Source organism: Chryseobacterium sp. HR92 (assembly GCF_045689405.1).
Lineage (GTDB): Bacteria > Bacteroidota > Bacteroidia > Flavobacteriales > Weeksellaceae > Chryseobacterium > Chryseobacterium viscerum_A.
This window is the reverse complement of the sequence record NZ_CP139139.1, coordinates 989,325-1,006,570: the sequence shown is the minus strand read 5'-3', so window position 1 is coordinate 1,006,570 and position 17,246 is coordinate 989,325. Positions and strand designations below refer to the sequence as shown.

Annotated in this window: 17 protein-coding genes; 7 read left to right on the top strand and 10 right to left on the bottom strand. The window is 36.2% G+C overall.

Features of this window, described 5'->3' with window-relative positions:
• Window positions 1-6: 6 nt before the first annotated feature.
• From SFA27_RS04485 to SFA27_RS04465, 5 genes are read left to right on the top strand one after another with little or no spacing between them, the layout of a single operon-like run.
• A complete protein-coding gene (locus tag SFA27_RS04485; protein ID WP_047378883.1) occupies window positions 7-771 on the top strand; it encodes a 3'-5' exonuclease in 765 nt (254 codons plus the stop codon).
• 2 nt (window positions 772-773) lie between these two features.
• Window positions 774-1,172, top strand: a complete 399-nt coding sequence (locus SFA27_RS04480) for a DUF2007 domain-containing protein (protein ID WP_407296622.1) — start codon at window positions 774-776, stop codon at window positions 1,170-1,172.
• Between the two features lie 4 nt (window positions 1,173-1,176).
• Window positions 1,177-1,737: a hypothetical protein gene (locus tag SFA27_RS04475; protein ID WP_185097862.1), complete on the top strand. Its 561-nt coding sequence runs from the start codon at window positions 1,177-1,179 to the stop codon at window positions 1,735-1,737.
• A gap of 7 nt (window positions 1,738-1,744) precedes the next feature.
• The gene (locus SFA27_RS04470; RefSeq protein ID WP_047378888.1) at window positions 1,745-2,350 is read left to right on the top strand and encodes a fumarylacetoacetate hydrolase family protein; all 606 of its coding nucleotides are present in this window, start codon (window positions 1,745-1,747) and stop codon (window positions 2,348-2,350) included.
• A 59-nt stretch (window positions 2,351-2,409) separates the two neighbouring features.
• Window positions 2,410-2,847, top strand: a complete 438-nt coding sequence (locus tag SFA27_RS04465; RefSeq protein WP_149386936.1) for a universal stress protein — start codon at window positions 2,410-2,412, stop codon at window positions 2,845-2,847.
• Between the two features lie 83 nt (window positions 2,848-2,930).
• Here SFA27_RS04465 and SFA27_RS04460 read toward each other — a convergent pair whose 3' ends face one another.
• Complete coding sequence (locus tag SFA27_RS04460; protein ID WP_047378891.1) at window positions 2,931-3,164, bottom strand: DUF6341 family protein; 234 nt, start codon at window positions 3,162-3,164, stop codon at window positions 2,931-2,933.
• Between the two features lie 42 nt (window positions 3,165-3,206).
• On the opposite strand from SFA27_RS04460, the gene SFA27_RS04455 reads away from it, so the two are divergent.
• Both SFA27_RS04455 and SFA27_RS04450 read left to right on the top strand, forming a co-directional pair.
• Window positions 3,207-4,112: a DUF6427 family protein gene (locus SFA27_RS04455; RefSeq protein WP_047386638.1), complete on the top strand. Its 906-nt coding sequence runs from the start codon at window positions 3,207-3,209 to the stop codon at window positions 4,110-4,112.
• Between the two features lie 6 nt (window positions 4,113-4,118).
• Window positions 4,119-4,703, top strand: coding sequence for a DUF3109 family protein (locus SFA27_RS04450; protein ID WP_047378893.1), 585 nt, complete (start codon window positions 4,119-4,121; stop codon window positions 4,701-4,703).
• A 74-nt stretch (window positions 4,704-4,777) separates the two neighbouring features.
• On the opposite strand, the gene SFA27_RS04445 is transcribed toward SFA27_RS04450, so the two are convergent.
• The 9 genes from SFA27_RS04445 to SFA27_RS04405 form a co-directional block, all read right to left on the bottom strand.
• Window positions 4,778-7,642: a M16 family metallopeptidase gene (locus SFA27_RS04445; protein WP_407296616.1), complete on the bottom strand. Its 2,865-nt coding sequence runs from the start codon at window positions 7,640-7,642 to the stop codon at window positions 4,778-4,780.
• A 153-nt stretch (window positions 7,643-7,795) separates the two neighbouring features.
• A complete protein-coding gene (locus SFA27_RS04440) occupies window positions 7,796-8,482 on the bottom strand; it encodes a hypothetical protein (RefSeq protein WP_047378894.1) in 687 nt (228 codons plus the stop codon).
• 197 nt (window positions 8,483-8,679) lie between these two features.
• Window positions 8,680-10,014: a trigger factor gene (locus SFA27_RS04435; protein WP_407296614.1), complete on the bottom strand. Its 1,335-nt coding sequence runs from the start codon at window positions 10,012-10,014 to the stop codon at window positions 8,680-8,682.
• Between the two features lie 138 nt (window positions 10,015-10,152).
• On the bottom strand, window positions 10,153-10,737 hold the full coding sequence (locus SFA27_RS04430; protein ID WP_047378896.1) for a hypothetical protein: 585 nt from the start codon (window positions 10,735-10,737) through the stop codon (window positions 10,153-10,155).
• Between the two features lie 18 nt (window positions 10,738-10,755).
• Complete coding sequence (locus SFA27_RS04425; protein WP_407296611.1) at window positions 10,756-13,149, bottom strand: TonB-dependent receptor; 2,394 nt, start codon at window positions 13,147-13,149, stop codon at window positions 10,756-10,758.
• Window positions 13,150-13,427: 278 nt separating this feature from the next.
• The gene (locus tag SFA27_RS04420) at window positions 13,428-13,784 is read right to left on the bottom strand and encodes a hypothetical protein (protein WP_047378898.1); all 357 of its coding nucleotides are present in this window, start codon (window positions 13,782-13,784) and stop codon (window positions 13,428-13,430) included.
• A 146-nt stretch (window positions 13,785-13,930) separates the two neighbouring features.
• On the bottom strand, window positions 13,931-15,859 hold the full coding sequence (locus SFA27_RS04415; RefSeq protein ID WP_407296609.1) for an ABC-F family ATP-binding cassette domain-containing protein: 1,929 nt from the start codon (window positions 15,857-15,859) through the stop codon (window positions 13,931-13,933).
• Window positions 15,860-16,022: 163 nt separating this feature from the next.
• Complete coding sequence (locus SFA27_RS04410; RefSeq protein WP_407296607.1) at window positions 16,023-16,244, bottom strand: hypothetical protein; 222 nt, start codon at window positions 16,242-16,244, stop codon at window positions 16,023-16,025.
• A gap of 42 nt (window positions 16,245-16,286) precedes the next feature.
• A complete protein-coding gene (locus SFA27_RS04405; RefSeq protein ID WP_407296604.1) occupies window positions 16,287-17,024 on the bottom strand; it encodes a hypothetical protein in 738 nt (245 codons plus the stop codon).
• Between the last annotated feature and the right edge of the window lie 222 nt (window positions 17,025-17,246).

Genomic DNA, 17,246 nt, shown 5'->3' with positions numbered 1-17,246 from the left:
ATCAACATGAATTTAAAACTCCATAAACCACTTTGTATTTTTGACCTGGAAACCACAGGAACCAACATAGGAAAAGACAGAATTGTTGAAATCTGTATTTTAAAAGTAAATCCTGATGCCTCCAGAGAAAGCAAAACATGGCGCGTCAACCCGGAAATGCTTATTCCTAAAGAAAGCAGTGAGATCCACGGGATTTATGATGAAGACGTTAAGGATGCTCCAACCTTCAGAGATATTGCTTCTAAAATTATGGAAATGATTACCGGAAGTGATTTGGGAGGATTTAATTCCAACAGATTTGATGTTCCGCTTTTGGCTGAAGAACTTTTAAGAGTAGGAATGGATTTTGATCTGAGTAAATTCAGACTGGTAGATGCACAGACTATCTTCCATAAGAAAGAACCAAGAAACTTAGGCGCTGCTTACCAGTTCTACTGTGGAAAAACATTGGAAAATGCCCATTCTGCAGAAGCTGATGTAATGGCAACATTTGAGGTTCTGGACGCTCAGGTTGGAAAATATGATGATATTCCGAATGAAATAGCCCCGCTAAGCGAGTTTACATTCCATAATAAGAATGCAGATCTTGCCGGATTTATCGGATACAATGAAAAAATGGAAGAGGTTTTCAACTTTGGAAAATATAAAGGCCAGGGTGTGAAAGCAGTTTTTCAAAAAGATTTAGGATATTTCGGATGGCTTCAGAATGCTGACTTCCCGTTATATACAAAGAAGGTTTTTACAAAAATTCAACTCTCAAGCAGATTTTAAAAATGTCAGAACTTGTTCGTTTTAAATTTTATGAAACTGCCCTTGAAGCTAACAGGGCCAAACAGATACTGGCTGAAAACGGGATCAACAGCTTCATTGCGAATGAGCAGCTCATCCAGTCGGATTGGCTTCTGTCGCAGGCTGTAGGCGGGATACAGCTTCAGGTATTTGAAGAAGATCTTGAGAAAGCCAAACAGATATTGCAGGATTATAAGGATAATGAACAATATTCGTTGGAAGTAGAACATACCATTGAAGATCCTGAGTTTGATTTTGTATGTCCAAAATGTGGTTCCAATCATATTTACAGGGATGACAGTGCTACCAGCTTCTTTGGAATTTCATTTCTGACGAGTCATAAATTTAAATGTTACTATTGCGGGAATGAATTCACGCATTAAAGCTATGATCAAAAAGATTGGAAAAATTTTACTCATCATTATTCTTGGTTTTCTTGTTTTCATAACCGGAAAATTCTTATTAGTATGGAAAAGTGTTGAAGTGGATCACAGTTTGAGTCAAAAACCTATTTTTAAAGCATTTAACAAACAAAAACAGGCAACTATCTGGAGCCAGGAGGGTGAAGATGCTAAAACCAATGATTTCAAAATAACATCAGATAGCACAAGCTTTGAGTTTTATAGTTGTTATATTAACAGAAATCCAACACTGAACATTACATTTTCTGTTGGAGATGGTTTTAGCGGTGGTGGTTATCAAATTGATATTTTACAGAACCGATATAAAGTTTCACCCTATTCATACACAGATAATATCAAGCCTTTTGATTTTCAGAATACGGGAGAATATTATAAAGTTTTGGACAGTAAACTTATTCTGAATCAAGAATCTTATCAAAAAGGAGACAGTATGTTCGGATATACCGAACTTAAAATTCAAGAAGGATACGGTCTTGGAAAACACATAGTAGAAGCAAAAGGATATTTTAAAGGTAAAGTAAATTAATTAAGTTATGAAAATAATCTGCATAGGAAGAAACTACAGTGAGCATGCAAAAGAATTAGGAAATGAAATTCCTGAGAATCCTGTTATTTTTATGAAACCGGATACAGCAGTTCTGAAAGGAAATGATTTTTATATCCCTGAATTTTCAAATGATATTCACTACGAACTTGAAGTCGTATTAAAAATTTCCAAGGGAGGGAAATATATCCAGAAAGAAACGGCAAACAAACATTATGAAGAAATAGGGCTGGGAATAGATTTTACAGCCAGAGACCTTCAGAGCGAGCTAAAATCAAAAGGCCTTCCATGGGAGCTTGCCAAAGGTTTCGATGGTTCTGCTGTGGTAAGCAACTTCTTTAAAAAAGAGAAATTCAGTCTTGAGAACCTTCAGTTTTCATTATTAAAGAACAAACAGAAGGTACAGGATGGCAATACAAAAGATATGATGTTCAATTTTGATGATATCATTGCTTTTGCTTCTCAGTATTTTACGTTAAGAGTGGGTGACCTTATCTTCACAGGAACTCCAAAAGGGGTTGGAAAGGTAGACGAGAATGATATTCTGGAAGCTTATCTTGAAGAGGAAAAAATCCTTGATATCCGAATATTATAAGTATTTAACATCAAAGTCTGACAAATTTTTCCTATCTTTAGGTAACAAAATTAGAGGTTATGATAAATATTGTATTACCCGTAGATTTTGGGGACAAGACAGACCAATTGGTAGACGGTGCCATAAAATTTGCAAAACAGCTTAACGGCAGAATTTACCTGATCCACGTAGCGCCATCAGATATCGGCTTTGCCATTGGCGATATGGGATTTCAATATTTTCCGGAAGTGGAAGCCAATGAAATCAGAGAAGAGCTGGTGCAGCTTAATAAAATTGAGCAGAGAATCATTGCTCATGATATCGATTGCGAGCACCTTTTAAAACAAGGACTTGCCAAAGATATCATTCTGGAACATGCAAAGGAAAAAAATGCAGATTATATTGTGATGGGATCACATGGCAGAAGCGGAATCTATGATGTATTCGTGGGAAGCTTAACTAAAGGGATTACTAAAAGTTCAAGTATTCCTGTTCTGGTACTTCCGATCCACGACTAAGCAAAAGAAATTTTAATCGTTAGTAATAAAAAAACCGATCAAAGCGTAATGTTTGATCGGTTTTTTACTATATAACCAATTAATTAACCTTCTTTTTTGTAGATATTCGGATCGTAGTAAGGGTGCTTACCTTCCGTTGGAGAATAATAGTCTTTGTCTTTGTCTCCACCTAATGTTACTACAAGAACATAGCACCAATAAGTAAATAATACACAGCAAACTGCAAATAGAATCCAGTTTAAAACATTACCGAAATTATCAAAGAAACCAAAACTCCATTTGAAAACTTTACTTAAGAATAGAAAGAAAGACGTCATTATTTTCCTTTTTTAAATTAACTTTGTACAAATTTATAAAAAATGTTTAAATTACTTTCAAAAGAAAGCAATATTTTTTCAATTCCTGTTTATATTGGTTTTCTTCTTTTAGTAGTCATAATATTTAACATACTGAATTTCAACACTTATGAAGCCATTGTTGCCGGAATAACTTTTCTGGGAATTGCTTTGGGATATTTTTGTTTTCACAGTATTGCCCTTAATTATCAGACACATCTTCCATTATTTCTATATACTTTTTTCATTTTCGGGCTGTATCCCGGAAATCTGGATATAGGAATTGCCGTTTCGCTGCTTACAAACTCCTTTCTTATTCTTCTTCTGACAAGTGCGGATGAAGACATCAGAAAGAAATCTTATGTATTGGTAGGATCTATTGTGGCATTGAACTTTATTTTCCTTCCTACCACGTGGCCGATGGCTGTTTTTGTGATCATCCACGTGATTGCGACCTCTGCTAAAATTACCTTGAACCTTTTCAGATTCCTGCTGGGAATTGTTCTGATTACCTTCAGTTATTTTTCTGTGATGTATTTTGTTCAGTTTACTTCCTGGAATATAGATTATTTCCCGTTTGGAAAGATGAAGCCTGTAACGGATTATACGGAGCTTCTGCCACTGATTCCCGTGGTTCTGATGCTTATTTATGCGGTATATGACCATTTTAAAAATTATAACAAGAAAAGCCCGATAAGCAGGTATAAATATACTTTCCTGCTGGTCTTTTCGATGGCACAGCTTGTTTCCATCATCCTGTACATGAATAAGAGCTATGAATATCTGCTGCTTCTGGCATTTCCTTCAAGTATTATTCTGAGCAGAATGATGAGATTTTTACCTAAATACTGGATGCGTGAAGCCAGTGTTTGGCTTATTATTATTAGCTTACTGACCTTTAAAGCAGGTACAGTTTTTGATTTATTTTAAAAAATTATGATTCAGATAGACGATAAATTGATTTCTGAGGAAATTTTTTCCGAAGAATTTGTTTGCAACCTTACGAAATGTAAAGGTGCATGTTGTGTGGAAGGAGATGTAGGGGCTCCGTTGGATAAAAACGAGCTTGAGATATTGGACAGTATTTTTGATAAAATAAAACCTTACCTTACTCAGGAAGGCATCAAAGCCCTTGAAGAGCAAGGAACATGGACTACTGATCCGCACGACGGAATGTATGTTACTCCTATGGTGGAGAACCGCGAATGTGCTTATGTAACGTTCGATGAAAAAGGGATTACCAAATGTGGTATTGAAAAAGCCTATGAAGATGGTGCTGTAGACTGGCAGAAGCCAATTTCCTGCCACCTGTATCCTATTCGTGTTACAGAATATTCAGCATTCACCGCTTTGAATTATCATGAATGGAATGTATGCAGCGATGCGTGCACGCTTGGAAAAGAACTTCAGGTTCCTGTCTATAAGTTTTTAAAGACACCATTGATCAGAAAATACGGCGAAGAATTCTACAATGTTCTGAGCGGGGCTGCTGACGAATGGAAAAAAGAATATGGTTCTTAACCAATAGGATTTGAATTAAATAACAAAAACCGCAGATTTCTCTGCGGTTTTCTTATTGTAAATAAATAAGTTAATTAGTTGGCAGCTCCTGCTTTTACAGTTACAGCTTCTACCTTTTTAGATTCTTCTTTTTTAGCCTTTTCCCAACCGTCTTCCGGCATCAAAGTGGCTACAATTCTACCTTTAGTAAGATATTTTTTAGCAACATCCTGAAGATCTTTTACGGTAAGCGCTTTTACTTTATCCTGATAATTCAGAATGTCATATTTATCACTTCCGTCTAACTGGTTTTTAGCAATGGCATTCATCCAGAACATATTGTCTTTCAGTTCTGTTTTGTTATCATTGTATTCTCCTTCTTTGTATTTATCCAGATCTTTCTGTTCAGGGCCATTATCAATCAGCTTCTGCAGCTCTGTGATTGCGCTCTTTGTCAGTTTTTCCACATTTTCCGGACCACAAGGGAAGTTAATCCCAAAGTTGTAAGTACCGTAAGGAATTTTGTTCATACCTCCTCTTGCACCTCCACCGTAGATACCACTTTCATCTTCTCTCAGTTTTTCAATAACTTTGATAGTAGCTACTTCTCCAAGAGCAGATAACGCTAAAGCTTCTTTTTCGTTATAAGGAGCTTCTCCACTATACGAGATAGACACCATACTCTTAGGATCTTTCCCTTTTTTGTACACTTTTGTATAATCTCCGGTGATTGTTCTGTATCCGGTATCTTTGAACATTGTAGCTTTTCCTGATGATGGTAAGCTTGCAATATACTGAAGGACTTCATTTTTAAACTTCGCTTCATCAATATTTCCTACGAAATAGAACTGGAAGTTTCCGGCATTGGCAAATTTATCTTTATAGATATCATATGCTTTTTTATAGTCTGTATTAGCCCAGTCTTTTTCCATTGGAAATAACCCGATGAATCTCGGATTCTTCTGATTCGTGAATTTTGCATGCTCATTAGAGAAATAAGCCTGAGGGTTAGACAACAGGTTACTAAGCATCGCAGACTGTTTTTCTTTATAGGCATTGAAGGAAGCCGGGTTGTAATTTAAGCTTGTAAAATAAGCATACATAAGCTCCATTGCTGTTCCTAAATCTTTCTGGTTTGTTCTTCCGGAAACCCCTTCAAAAAGAGAAGTTACCATAGGATTTACATTCACCTGCTTACCGGCAAGATAATTGGTAAGATCTGCTTTAGAGAATCCGCCTACTCCTGCTTCTGTTAATGCAGAGAAAGCAAACTGTGTCTTATTGTAATCTGCATCCGGAATAAGAGAGCTTCCTCCTAAGCTTCTTGCAGTAAATACAATTTCGTCATCTTTAAAGTCAGTTTTCTTGAAAGTCACTTTAGCGCCGTTGCTTAATGTCCAGGTTGTTGTTCCAAGCTTGGTATCAGTTTCTGTTTTAGCAATTTTCCCTTCAGATTTGAAAGGTTTCACTAAATTTTTGATGGCAGCCTTTTCTTCATAAGGTTTTAGATCAGCCATTTTTACAGCATCGAATGTATTTACAACCATTGCTTCTGTAGGCATGGTGATATTATCTTTTTTAGGACCTGTGATTACGATTACCCTGCTGTCATCTTTCACCATTTTCTTGATGATTTCGTTGGTCTGCGCAAGGGTAACAGATGGTAAGAAAGACTTGGTATCTTCATATTCCCATGCAATTCCTGGTATTGGTTCCTGCTCCAGGAAGTTTCTTACATACTCACCTACCAGCATATCACTTTCTGTCTTATCTTTATTGTTATAAGATCTTTCAAGGTTGGAAAGCACCTGAGATTTTGCTCTGTCAAGTTCAGACTGTGTAAATCCAAATCTTTTTGCCCTTTCAACTTCTTCCAATAAAACTTTCAACGCACTCAGCTGGTTTCCTTCTTTTACCATAGCAAATCCCTGGAATGCTTCCTTGCTTCTTGCATAGGTTCCTCCGTGGTATACTGATCCGAAAGTGAAAGGTGGATTTGTAGAGTTGATCAGTTCTCTCAGTCTGTTGTTCAGCATCGTTGTTGAAAGGTTTTCTACAAGACTCTGATTGTACTGTTCTACCGTTACATCCGGCTTGTAGGCATCAGCATCTTTCATGATAAACTGTACCATAGAATTGGTAGCATCGGGATCTGTTTCAATAGCCACCAAGGTTTCTTTATGATTCGGAAGGTCAAAAGATTTTCTTTCTCTTGGTTTTGAAGGTTTTTTATATTTACTGAAATTATCCTTAATCTTTTTTTCAATTTCATCCACGTTGATATCTCCTACAACAATAATGGCCATCAGATCCGGTCTGTACCAGTCCTGGTGGAATTTTCTGATAACATCCGGTTTGAAGTTCTCCAATACTTCTTTTTTACCAATCGGAAGTCTGTCTGCATATTGAGATTTGTATAAAAGCTTCGGCAGATATTTATCCATCATTCTTTTATCTGGTCCAAGCCCCAGCCTCAGTTCTTCCAATACAACTCCTCTCTCTTTATTGATCTGTTCATCAGAAAGTGTTGCGTTGAACGCCCAGTCTTCCATTACTTTCAGTCCGGCATCTAAGTTCCCAGGTTTATCCAATGGAACGGGAAGCATATAAACTGTTTCGTCAAAGCTTGTATAAGCGTTAAGGTGCTGGCCAAACTTTACACCGATAGACTGTAAAAAGTCTACTAATTTATTATCTGGAAAATTTTTGGTTCCGTTGAAGTTCATGTGCTCCATAAAGTGAGCCAGTCCTCTTTGATTTTCATCTTCAAGAATAGATCCGGCATTGATAGCCAGGCGGAAATCTACTTTTTTCTCCGGTAAAGTGTTTTTTTTGATGTAGTACTTCATTCCGTTGGAAAGGGTACCGATTCGTACAGAAGGATCCACAGGGATATTCTGTGCAAAAGCATTTGCTGACATCAAAAAGATGACCGCAAATGAAGATAAGACTTTTTTCATGGTATTTGATTTTATTTACAGCTTAAAACTACCAATTATTCACAATGTGAAGAAATTACAGAATTCATTTTATAGTTAAATTTGAGTTAAACTTATTCATATACCAAAAAAAACCGGGAAATACCCGGTTTTAATATCTTAAAAAGCAATTTTTTATTTAAAATCAGCATCCGTAACTCCGGAGTTGATCACAATTTTGCTGGTTTTAATTGTCATTTTCTGACCTCCACCTTCAGCATCTACTTCAGCAGGGAACTGTATTCCATCTACTGTCATATAGCTTTTAATTGTTGCATTTCCTTCTCCTGCATTGGTTTTATACAAAAGCCCGGTTCCTGCATCAAAATAAAATTTACCTTTATCTGAAGACAATACATTATAGTCTTTTCCGTCTAATTTTTCTGTGGATACATTAGGAAAATTAGAAGCATCAAAAGCTAAAGCATCAATTGGTTTTCCTTTTTTCAGCTCACCAATTTTGTCTGCAGGAATTTCTGTTTTATTTCCCATCTGATCAAAATATCCTTTCTCACCGTCAAAAAGCTGAATCATTTCTTTCCCCATCAGCGATTGTACAGATTTGAATTTATTTCCTAATTTCTTAGTCGTCATTTGAATTTCCATTCCCTGCACGGAAACCGTGTTATCAGTAATGGTAGATTTTACAGCTTCCAATTTATCTTTTCCTCCTAATGCTTTGAAATAATTGTCAACAACTTCTTTAGGGGTCAGTTTAGATTTTACAGCTTCTGTTTTAGTTACTACGGCTGCTTTTTTCTGAGCGGCTGCCGGTACTGAGAAAAGTACAGCACAGAAAAACGGTATGATGATCTTTTTCATATTATATAATAAGTTTAAAGGGTAAATATAGGAATATTGGCGGACATACGGATACGTAATGAGCAATGAGCGATTAGTAATGAATAATAATTGATGATAAAGGATAAATACGATGATTGATATCTTTAGGTATGAATACAACATAAAAAAAACCGTCAAAAAATTGACGGTTTTCAAATATTTATATCGGAGTATAATTATTTCTTAAGTTCTTCTAAAAATTCGTCGTGAGAAATTTTAGTTTCTTTTTTGCTTGCTTTTTCAAGAATTACATCTTTCAATTTAGCCATAGCTACTTCAGAAGAAATTTGTCTTACCTGCTCCTGGTCTTTCAACATTTCAACAGCATATTTCTGGATTTCTTCATCACCTAGGTGGTGGATTCCGTAGATTGCCAATTGGTTCTTAACTAACTGCTCAGCCTGAGCCAATACATCAGCATAGTCAAGGTTGATTTCGTTTTCAGTCATCAATTTACCTTCGATGATCTGGTATTTCAACTGGTTTTTCTCAGCTTCAAGAATTTCCTGAGCCTGAGCTTCAGACTGGATGTTCTGGTTAGAGAATAATAACCACTTCACAAGGAACGTTTCAGGAAGTTTTACTTCTTCTTTATCCGTTACCTGCTCTAATACTTTATTCACAAAGTGAACATCAGCATTTTGCTGGAAGTACTCATCTAATTCAGTTTTCACTTTATCTTTAAGCTCTTCTTCAGTTTTGATGTTTCCTTCTCCGTATACTTTGTCGAAAAGATCCTGGTTTAGCTCAGCTAAGTTTAATGAATAGAAGTCTTTTACTTTTACTTCTAATTCATTGTGGTGTAAGTGCTCAACTTCTTCTTTGCTGAATCCTAATTCTTTAGCTAATTCTTCGTCACTTGCAAGAGTTTCTTTCGTTACTTTTACAGAACCTTCCATTTTCAAACCTTTTACCAATTTGAAAGCCTCTTTGTTTTCAGCTGTAATGGTAAGGTTTTTTGGGTGGTGGTGGTGCTCTCCTTCAGCATCTTCTTCCACAACCTGAGAAACTTCTAAAGCAATGTAAGAATCTTTAGTGATTTTATCTTGAGGAACCTGCTCAGCGAAACGCTTCTGCATGTTTTCAATACTCTTGCTGATTTCTTTGTCAGACGCTTCTACTTTGTAGTGAGGCGCTTCATATTTAGCTAAATCTATAGTGAATTCAGGCTCATATCCTACTTCGAAAGCAACTTCTAATTGATCAGCATTGTAATCTAATTCGTTTACTGGCTGAGGAACAGGCTGACCAACTAATCTTAATTTGTTTTCATTAACATAGTTGTTTAAAGCATCAGAAACTTGTCTGTTGATTTCTTCGAATGCAATACCTGCTTCATATTGTTTTTTAACCATACTCAAAGGCACTTTCCCTTTTCTGAATCCAGGAACTTGCGCATTTTTAGCATAATTAATCAACTGCTTCTCTACTTTTTCTTTGTAGTCAGATTTTTCCAATGTTACTGTAAGCAATGCACTTACGTCATCATGGTTTTGTGCGGTAACCTTCATTATTGATTAAAATTTTAGGTTGCAAAAATATGAATTTTTTATGAAAATCACCCATTTAAAATCAACTTATAACGCCAAATATTGTTAAATAAAAAACCACCGGAGAATTCCGGTGGTTCAAACAAGATTAAAGGTATATTAATTAATAATATTATAATTGGCTTGTGCGTCTGTTTCACCTCCTGTATGGGATCCATAAACCACTCCATTTCCACTCACAGCAGAAGCTTCAGAAACCGTTACCGGCTCATGGAATAGAGTAAGAACCAACTGACTAGGTGCAGAAGCATTTTTTACGGCAGTGTTTACCACCCATTTTGTTTTCAATCCTACGCGGTTTCCGTCTCCTCTTGTGGAGTTGGCGTCATCTGTACGGGTTAATGTAATATCAGAGTTTGGAAAGTTGTACACTAAGAAATGCTCATCTTTTGCATCTTTAATTTCCTGAGTGGCATCTTCATCACCATTCTTGAAAATAACTTCTACGTTATACGTATGACCGTTGATAAGTTTAACATTAGGGTTTGTTGTACTATTTACCTGATAGTCATACACTACCGGAGTTCCTGTAGCAACATCTGTTACTCTTAAGAGAACATCTGAAAGTTCTTCCTGAGGAAGATCATCTGCTTCATCATCGCTTCTGTTGCACGATGTTAAGCTTAAAGAAACTGCGAAGAAAAGTCCTAAGATAAGAGTAGTATTTTTAAAAATATTTTTCATGTTTTTGATTTTAAGTAATTAAAATTGATATTTAAGAGTTAGAATAAAGTTTCTTCCCATTTCGTTGGAAAAGAAACGAAGTCTGTTCAGATAATCCCTGTAAGACTTGTTGAAGACATTTCGGACTGAGAAATCAATTCCGAAATTTTTAGACAGATTCACCCCTGTCTGAAGGTTCCAAAGCGAATATCCGCTTGGAGGTGTAGAGATATCTACATCTTCACTGTAAGCATTTCCATCAGAATCAAATAATCTGATAGGAACGTTATAAGTTGGAAATCTTGTCTGTTTCAGATAAGTATTGTTACTGACTGTGAAATAGAAGTTTTTCCATTCTTTTTTATTGAATTCCAATGAATTATTAAAATTCGGAGGCATCATAAGAATAAGGGGCACGTCATGAGTAGTATCCTGCCCATAAACATAGGAACCGCTTCCTTTATAGGTTAGATTATCTGTTATTTTAAGCTGAGCATCAATATCTAATCCATACATTTTTGCATTGATCTGCTGATAGCTATATACTACAAACGCCCCGCCCCACTGGGTATTCTGATATCCTGTAGGAATCTGATTAATGAAATTCTGGGTGTAAAAGAAATATGGGTTTACTGAAATATTCAATCCTTTTAAAACATTTGCTTTTACATCTGCAATTAGATTAAACTGATTTCCTGTTTCACTTTTCATTCTCATATCTCCTCTTTCAATAATGGCTGCAGAGTGGTGAAGTCCGTCAGCAAAAAGCTCTGCAATATTCGGAGATCTGGAAACTCTGGCATAATTAAATTTCAGATTAAAATATTCAGATGGGTGATAGACAATTCCACCATTTATTGAAACATTATTATACGTTAATGATGGATTGGTAAGAATTCTGTTTTGGTTTATTCTCACTACAAAATTTGAATAATCTGCTGCATAAGTCTTATTCCAATCGCTCAGATCATACCATTTTGTTACATCATAATGATCATAATCGTATCTGCCTCCCAGTTCAAGGTCCAGTTCCGGAGCAATTTTATATTTTAATACGGAATAAATTCCTGCATAATATCTGTCATAGTTCGGAACAAGACGTCTTGCCTCGGTCTGCGTATTGGAATAGTTGTTTTGATACCCTGCATTAATCCCTGTTTCAAGATTCCAGTTTCCTCTTTCTATCAGGTGATTTACATTCAGATCATTGGTGATCAGTTCAAGATCCAATGCCGGCTTTTTGCTCAGTGCTTCTGTACGTCTGATGTCATATTCTTTTCTATGATTGTACTGAAAACTGTAAGTAGCCGTGATCTTTCCAAAATTTTCAAACCTTTTATAAGCAGAAACTTTAGCAATATGATGTTCGATTTCCTGTTTAGGATTATCAATATCATAACTAAAATCTCTTTGATAGATTGGTTCCGGAGAGGTAAGAGCAGTACGCAGATCTTCAGAGTTCCCTACGTGAGAGCTTCTAAGAATCCCAACTGTGCTTTTGGTCAGATAATAATCAAATGAAAAGCCTTTTTCAAATGTCATTTTCTGTACTCCGAAATTAAATCCTGAACTCTCGAGTCCTGTATTCATCAAGCCATAATCCGGAGCTTCAAGATCTCCCAATTTTTTATAGCTTCCATTGGTTTTTATGGCCCAGCCATTCTCCCAGGTTTTTGCCAGCTTTACATTAAGATCGGCTCCTCTTCCGTTTGAAATTCCGGAAAGAGAAACATTTCCCATGATCGTATCTTTCTTTGGCAAAACCTGAGGTTGCAAAACAACTACTCCACCTACGGCTCCCGCTCCATATTTCAGGGCAGATGCTCCTTTAATCACGTCAATATGTTCAAAATTATTGACATCCACATTGGGTGCATGTTCTACTCCCCATTCCTGTTCGGCAAGCTTCACCCCATCATTAAGAATGGATACTCTACTTCCATAAAGCCCGTGGATAATAGGTTTGGCAATATTATTTCCCGTCTTAAGAACGTTAACACCGGAAATATTGGTTAGTAAATTACCTAAGTTTTCAGTGACATTTCTTGAAATCATTGCCTTGTCAATGGTTTTCACCACCATGCTTCCATTGTTCTTATGGCTTCCATGAACGGTCACTGTTTCGATGTCTTTGACATGATGTTCCAGCGTAATTACCAGCTGAACATCCTGATCAACTCCTATATTTTCAGTATAATCATTGCAATCAGGATGCTGTGCAATGAGTGTATACTTTCCTGCGGGAATTTTGTCAAAAGAAAATTTACCTTTCTTGTTTGTTTTAGCTGTAAAGTTTCCGATTTTAATCACCGCATTTTCCAGCAGTGTTTTATCGTGGAAATCCTGAACGGTTCCCTCTACAGTATAAGTTTTTTGTGCACTTGTAAATACTGATCCGCAAAAGATCAGCAGCAGGCAATATATCAATTTCATTGTAAATAGATTGATTGCGTACCCTTTTTTGATAGGTACAATTGTCGTTAAAATTTGTGGAAGGGTTAGCTTAATTGTACAATGTAAAAAGTATAATGCTTAATGAGAAGTTAGAGGTTAGAAATTAGAAGCTAGTAATTGAACATTATTCAAATATCAATTACAGATCATTAGTTGTTTCCCTAACAACTTTAAACCTTAAACTTAAACCTTTAAATTTTAAACACTAAACATTGAACTTTAAAGGATTAACCTTTAAACCCTATAGAATCTATGAATTATGAAATTGTGGGAGGCCCCCGAAGCTGAAAAGTGAATTTGGTCTGAGACCAGATTTTCTCCTGGATGGCGATGATTTGTTTTACCTCATGGCTGTAATGCTCAACAGTAAAACTGAACTCTTCAGGAGCTAATGTATGTCCGGTAACCAAAAAGTGGCAGGCCAGACAGTCGCCAGCTTTCTCTTTAGTAACAGCTTTCGTCACCGTATTCTCTGTTTTTTTAAGATTGAAAGCCTTAAAATAATCTACAGCATCGTGATGGTGAAAGCTCTGAGAAAGCAGCGCGAGGAAATATACTCCAAACAATAGCTTGGAGATAAAACTCTTTAGGTTTCTGCTTTCTTTAAAAATCATGGTTCAAAATTATGAAAATAATTTAACTGTTTCCTTAAACTTTTATTAAATTACTTATACTTATTGATAATAGGTAGAAATGAAAAGGATTATGTTACAAAAAAAATGCTTCACAATTTTTAATTGATGAAGCATTTCTATTTTATTTAATCAAGTTGGGTACCAAGATATTCCCACTCCTGCAAAGCAGTATCCAGGTCTTCCTTAGTTTTATTGTATTTTTCTAAGGTTTCATCTGAAGGATTTTCTTTGGCAAAAGAAGCTTCCATTTCCTCTATTTTTGTTTCAAGTTCGGAAATTCTCTCTTCTACTTTTTTGATTTTATTCTGAATATTTTTCTGTTCTTTACTAACGATATTCGAAGATTGACTGCTGCTTACAACAGGTTTTTCTTCCACTTTCTTAGGTTCTACCTTTACTTCCTGATGAAGTTTGGCTTTTTCTGCAGAAATCTCTCTGATCGTTTCCTTTTGTCTGTATTCAAGATATTCATTGATATCTCCAAGGAATTCTTTCATTTTCCCATCACGGAACTCATAGATCTTATCACAAAGTCCCTGAAGGAATTCCCTGTCGTGCGAAATTACAATTAAAGTTCCTTCAAAGTTCTGCAGCGCAAGCTTGATTATCTCCTTAGACTGGATGTCCAAGTGGTTGGTAGGCTCATCCATGATCAGGGTGTTGAAAGGACGAAGTAACAGTTTACAAAGTGCCAGACGGTTTCTCTCTCCTCCGGAAAGTACTTTTGTTTTCTTAGTAACAGCGTCTCCCTGGAAAAGGAAAGATCCTAATAAGTCTCTTACTCTTGGTCTTGTCTCTTCCGTTGCAGCATCTTCTGCTTCTTCCAGAACCGTTTTATTAGGTGTTAAAACCTCTTCCTGATTCTGAGCGAAGTATCCAATGTTTACATTATGTCCAAGATTCCAGGTTCCGGAATAATCTTTAATATCTCCTGCTAAAATTTTAGCCAACGTTGTTTTTCCCTGTCCGTTTTGTCCTAAAAGAGCAATTCTGTCTCCTCTCTGAACGATAAAGTCTACATCATCAAAAATCTGCTTTTTTCCGTAAGCTTTTCCTAAATGATCTGCTTCAAAGATGATCTTTCCCGGAACCATAGACTGTACGAAACGAATATTGAATTTTGAAACGTCTTCATTATCAACTTCGATACGTTCTATTTTATCTAATTTCTTAATAAGTGACTGCGCGAAAGATGCTTTTGTAGCACTTGCACGGAACTTATTAATGTTGTCTTCCATCTGTTTGATCTCCGCATCCTGATTCTTTTTAGCCTGAATCAGTTTTTCACGACGATCTTCTCTCATGACAAGATACTTAGAATAGTTAGCTTTATAATCGTCAACTTTTCTATTGTTGATATCAAAAGTACGGTTACAAACCGCAGTCATAAACTGTTTATCGTGACTTACAAGAACAATGGCTCCCGGATAGTCTTTCAGGAAGTTTTCAAGCCAGATGATGGATTCCATATCCAGGTGGTTGGTAGGCTCATCGAGAAGCATAATATCATTCTTCTGAAGAAGTAATTTTGCCAATTCGATTCTCATTCTCCATCCTCCGGAAAATTCATCAGTGATTTTTTGGAAATCATCGGCTTTAAATCCTAAACCAAACAACACTTTTTCCATGTCACCTTCAAGATTGTAGGCATCATGGTTCATTAAAAGGTCATTCAGTTCGGTCATTTTATTAATCAGATCTGTATAAGAATCACTTTCGTAATCTGTTCTTACGGTCATCTGGTGATTCACTTCTTCAAGCTCATTTTTCCAGGCATTGATCTGCTCAAACGCCTGCATGGTTTCAGCCCAAACCGTTCTTCCTTTTACAAAATCTAGGTCCTGCTTCAGGAAACCAATGGTAACACTTCCTTCCGTCACAACCTCTCCTTCGTAGAAATTAATTTCTCCGGACAGCATTTTCAATAAAGTGGATTTCCCTGCTCCATTTTTTCCTACGAGACCAACTTTATCATCTTTTTTGATGGTAAAATTGACATTTTGAAATAAATAATTTCCTGAATGATGTAATCCTAAACTTTGAACCGAAAGCATCTTAATTAATAATTAGTAATGAATAATGAATTTTCGGGTGCAAAAATACGGAAAAAGAAATGAATAGCCCAGAAATAAAAAAAGCTGGCTAAAACAGACAGCTTTTGATTTATAATACAATTGATTTATAAGATCGTTATCCCGGGATAAGTGGTGGTATTTTCTATCCTGCTTTTACCATTCCGATCATTTCAATAAGAATGTCTGAAGCCTCGTTATAGCTAACCGGTGCGATTCCATGGCGATACCCGATTTCATCCTGCAGCTCGTGCAAAGTATCAGATTGATTCACTGTTAAAGCTTTCTTCCCATTTCTAATACTGATCTCGTAATTACAAATATCTAAAAGTCTTTTGGCTTTATCCAGCCATTCTGAAACAGTCATATTGCTATTTTTTTAGTTAATTTAAAAATTTTCCGGAGGTTTTTATTTGATATTGAGAAGCTCTGCCAATGAGGTCCCCCGAGGTATAGATTTCACTGGTGCTTTTCCTGGTACATTTCTAATACCATAATTTCTGTGAATCATTTCCAACTCATATTGTACATTCTGATCACTGAACGCAAAGTTGCATCCAGACCCTGTTGTATACTTAGTAACAGATCCTGGAACAGCATCTGTCTGGGCAGCAAACAGAACTATATTTTCATTAGGTTCCATGATCACTTCTCCTTGCGGGGCACATGTAAATGCACAGAAAGGCTGGAATCTTCCTTCTACTTCTGCGGCTAATCCTATTGTAATATCTGACGTACCCGCCCCTCTTTCATTTTTTACAGTGATAGCTTCTGCCGGGGCTCCTGTAGTGGCAGAAAAAGAACCATCCTGGTGGAAAGTTACTGCTGTACCTAATGGAACTTCATCCGATATTGCATGCATTTGAATGGTTGTATTGCTATCAACAACTCCTTTATTGTAAACATATACTTTATATTTTGGTTCACAATAAATATCTTCACTCCCAAACATTTCATAATAATAAATTGAAAACCATGTTGGTACACCTGAGGAAATCTGATTGGGTCCCGATGCACCCTTATATCCTACCAGCTTATAATTATTTGCCTGCAGATCTCGTAGAATCTCTTGCTGATCACTTGAGGTAAAATCAAAATTAATTGTGAATAATGTGGTCCCCGATCTTTGAATGAGTGTCTTTTCCATTGTTTTAATCTTTGGTGTTCTTACTCTTTTGATATTAGGCTTTTCAGAAAACGCCTTTGTTCATATTATGATGTTGAAGCTTCTTGCAATAAACAATTCAAAATAACGGGAATTAAAATCCAAAAACTACAGTATAATATACCAAATATAAAATTCAGTACTTATACTCAATGGAATTCAATCTGTTATAACTAAAAGGGAACACCTGCAATGATGTCCCCT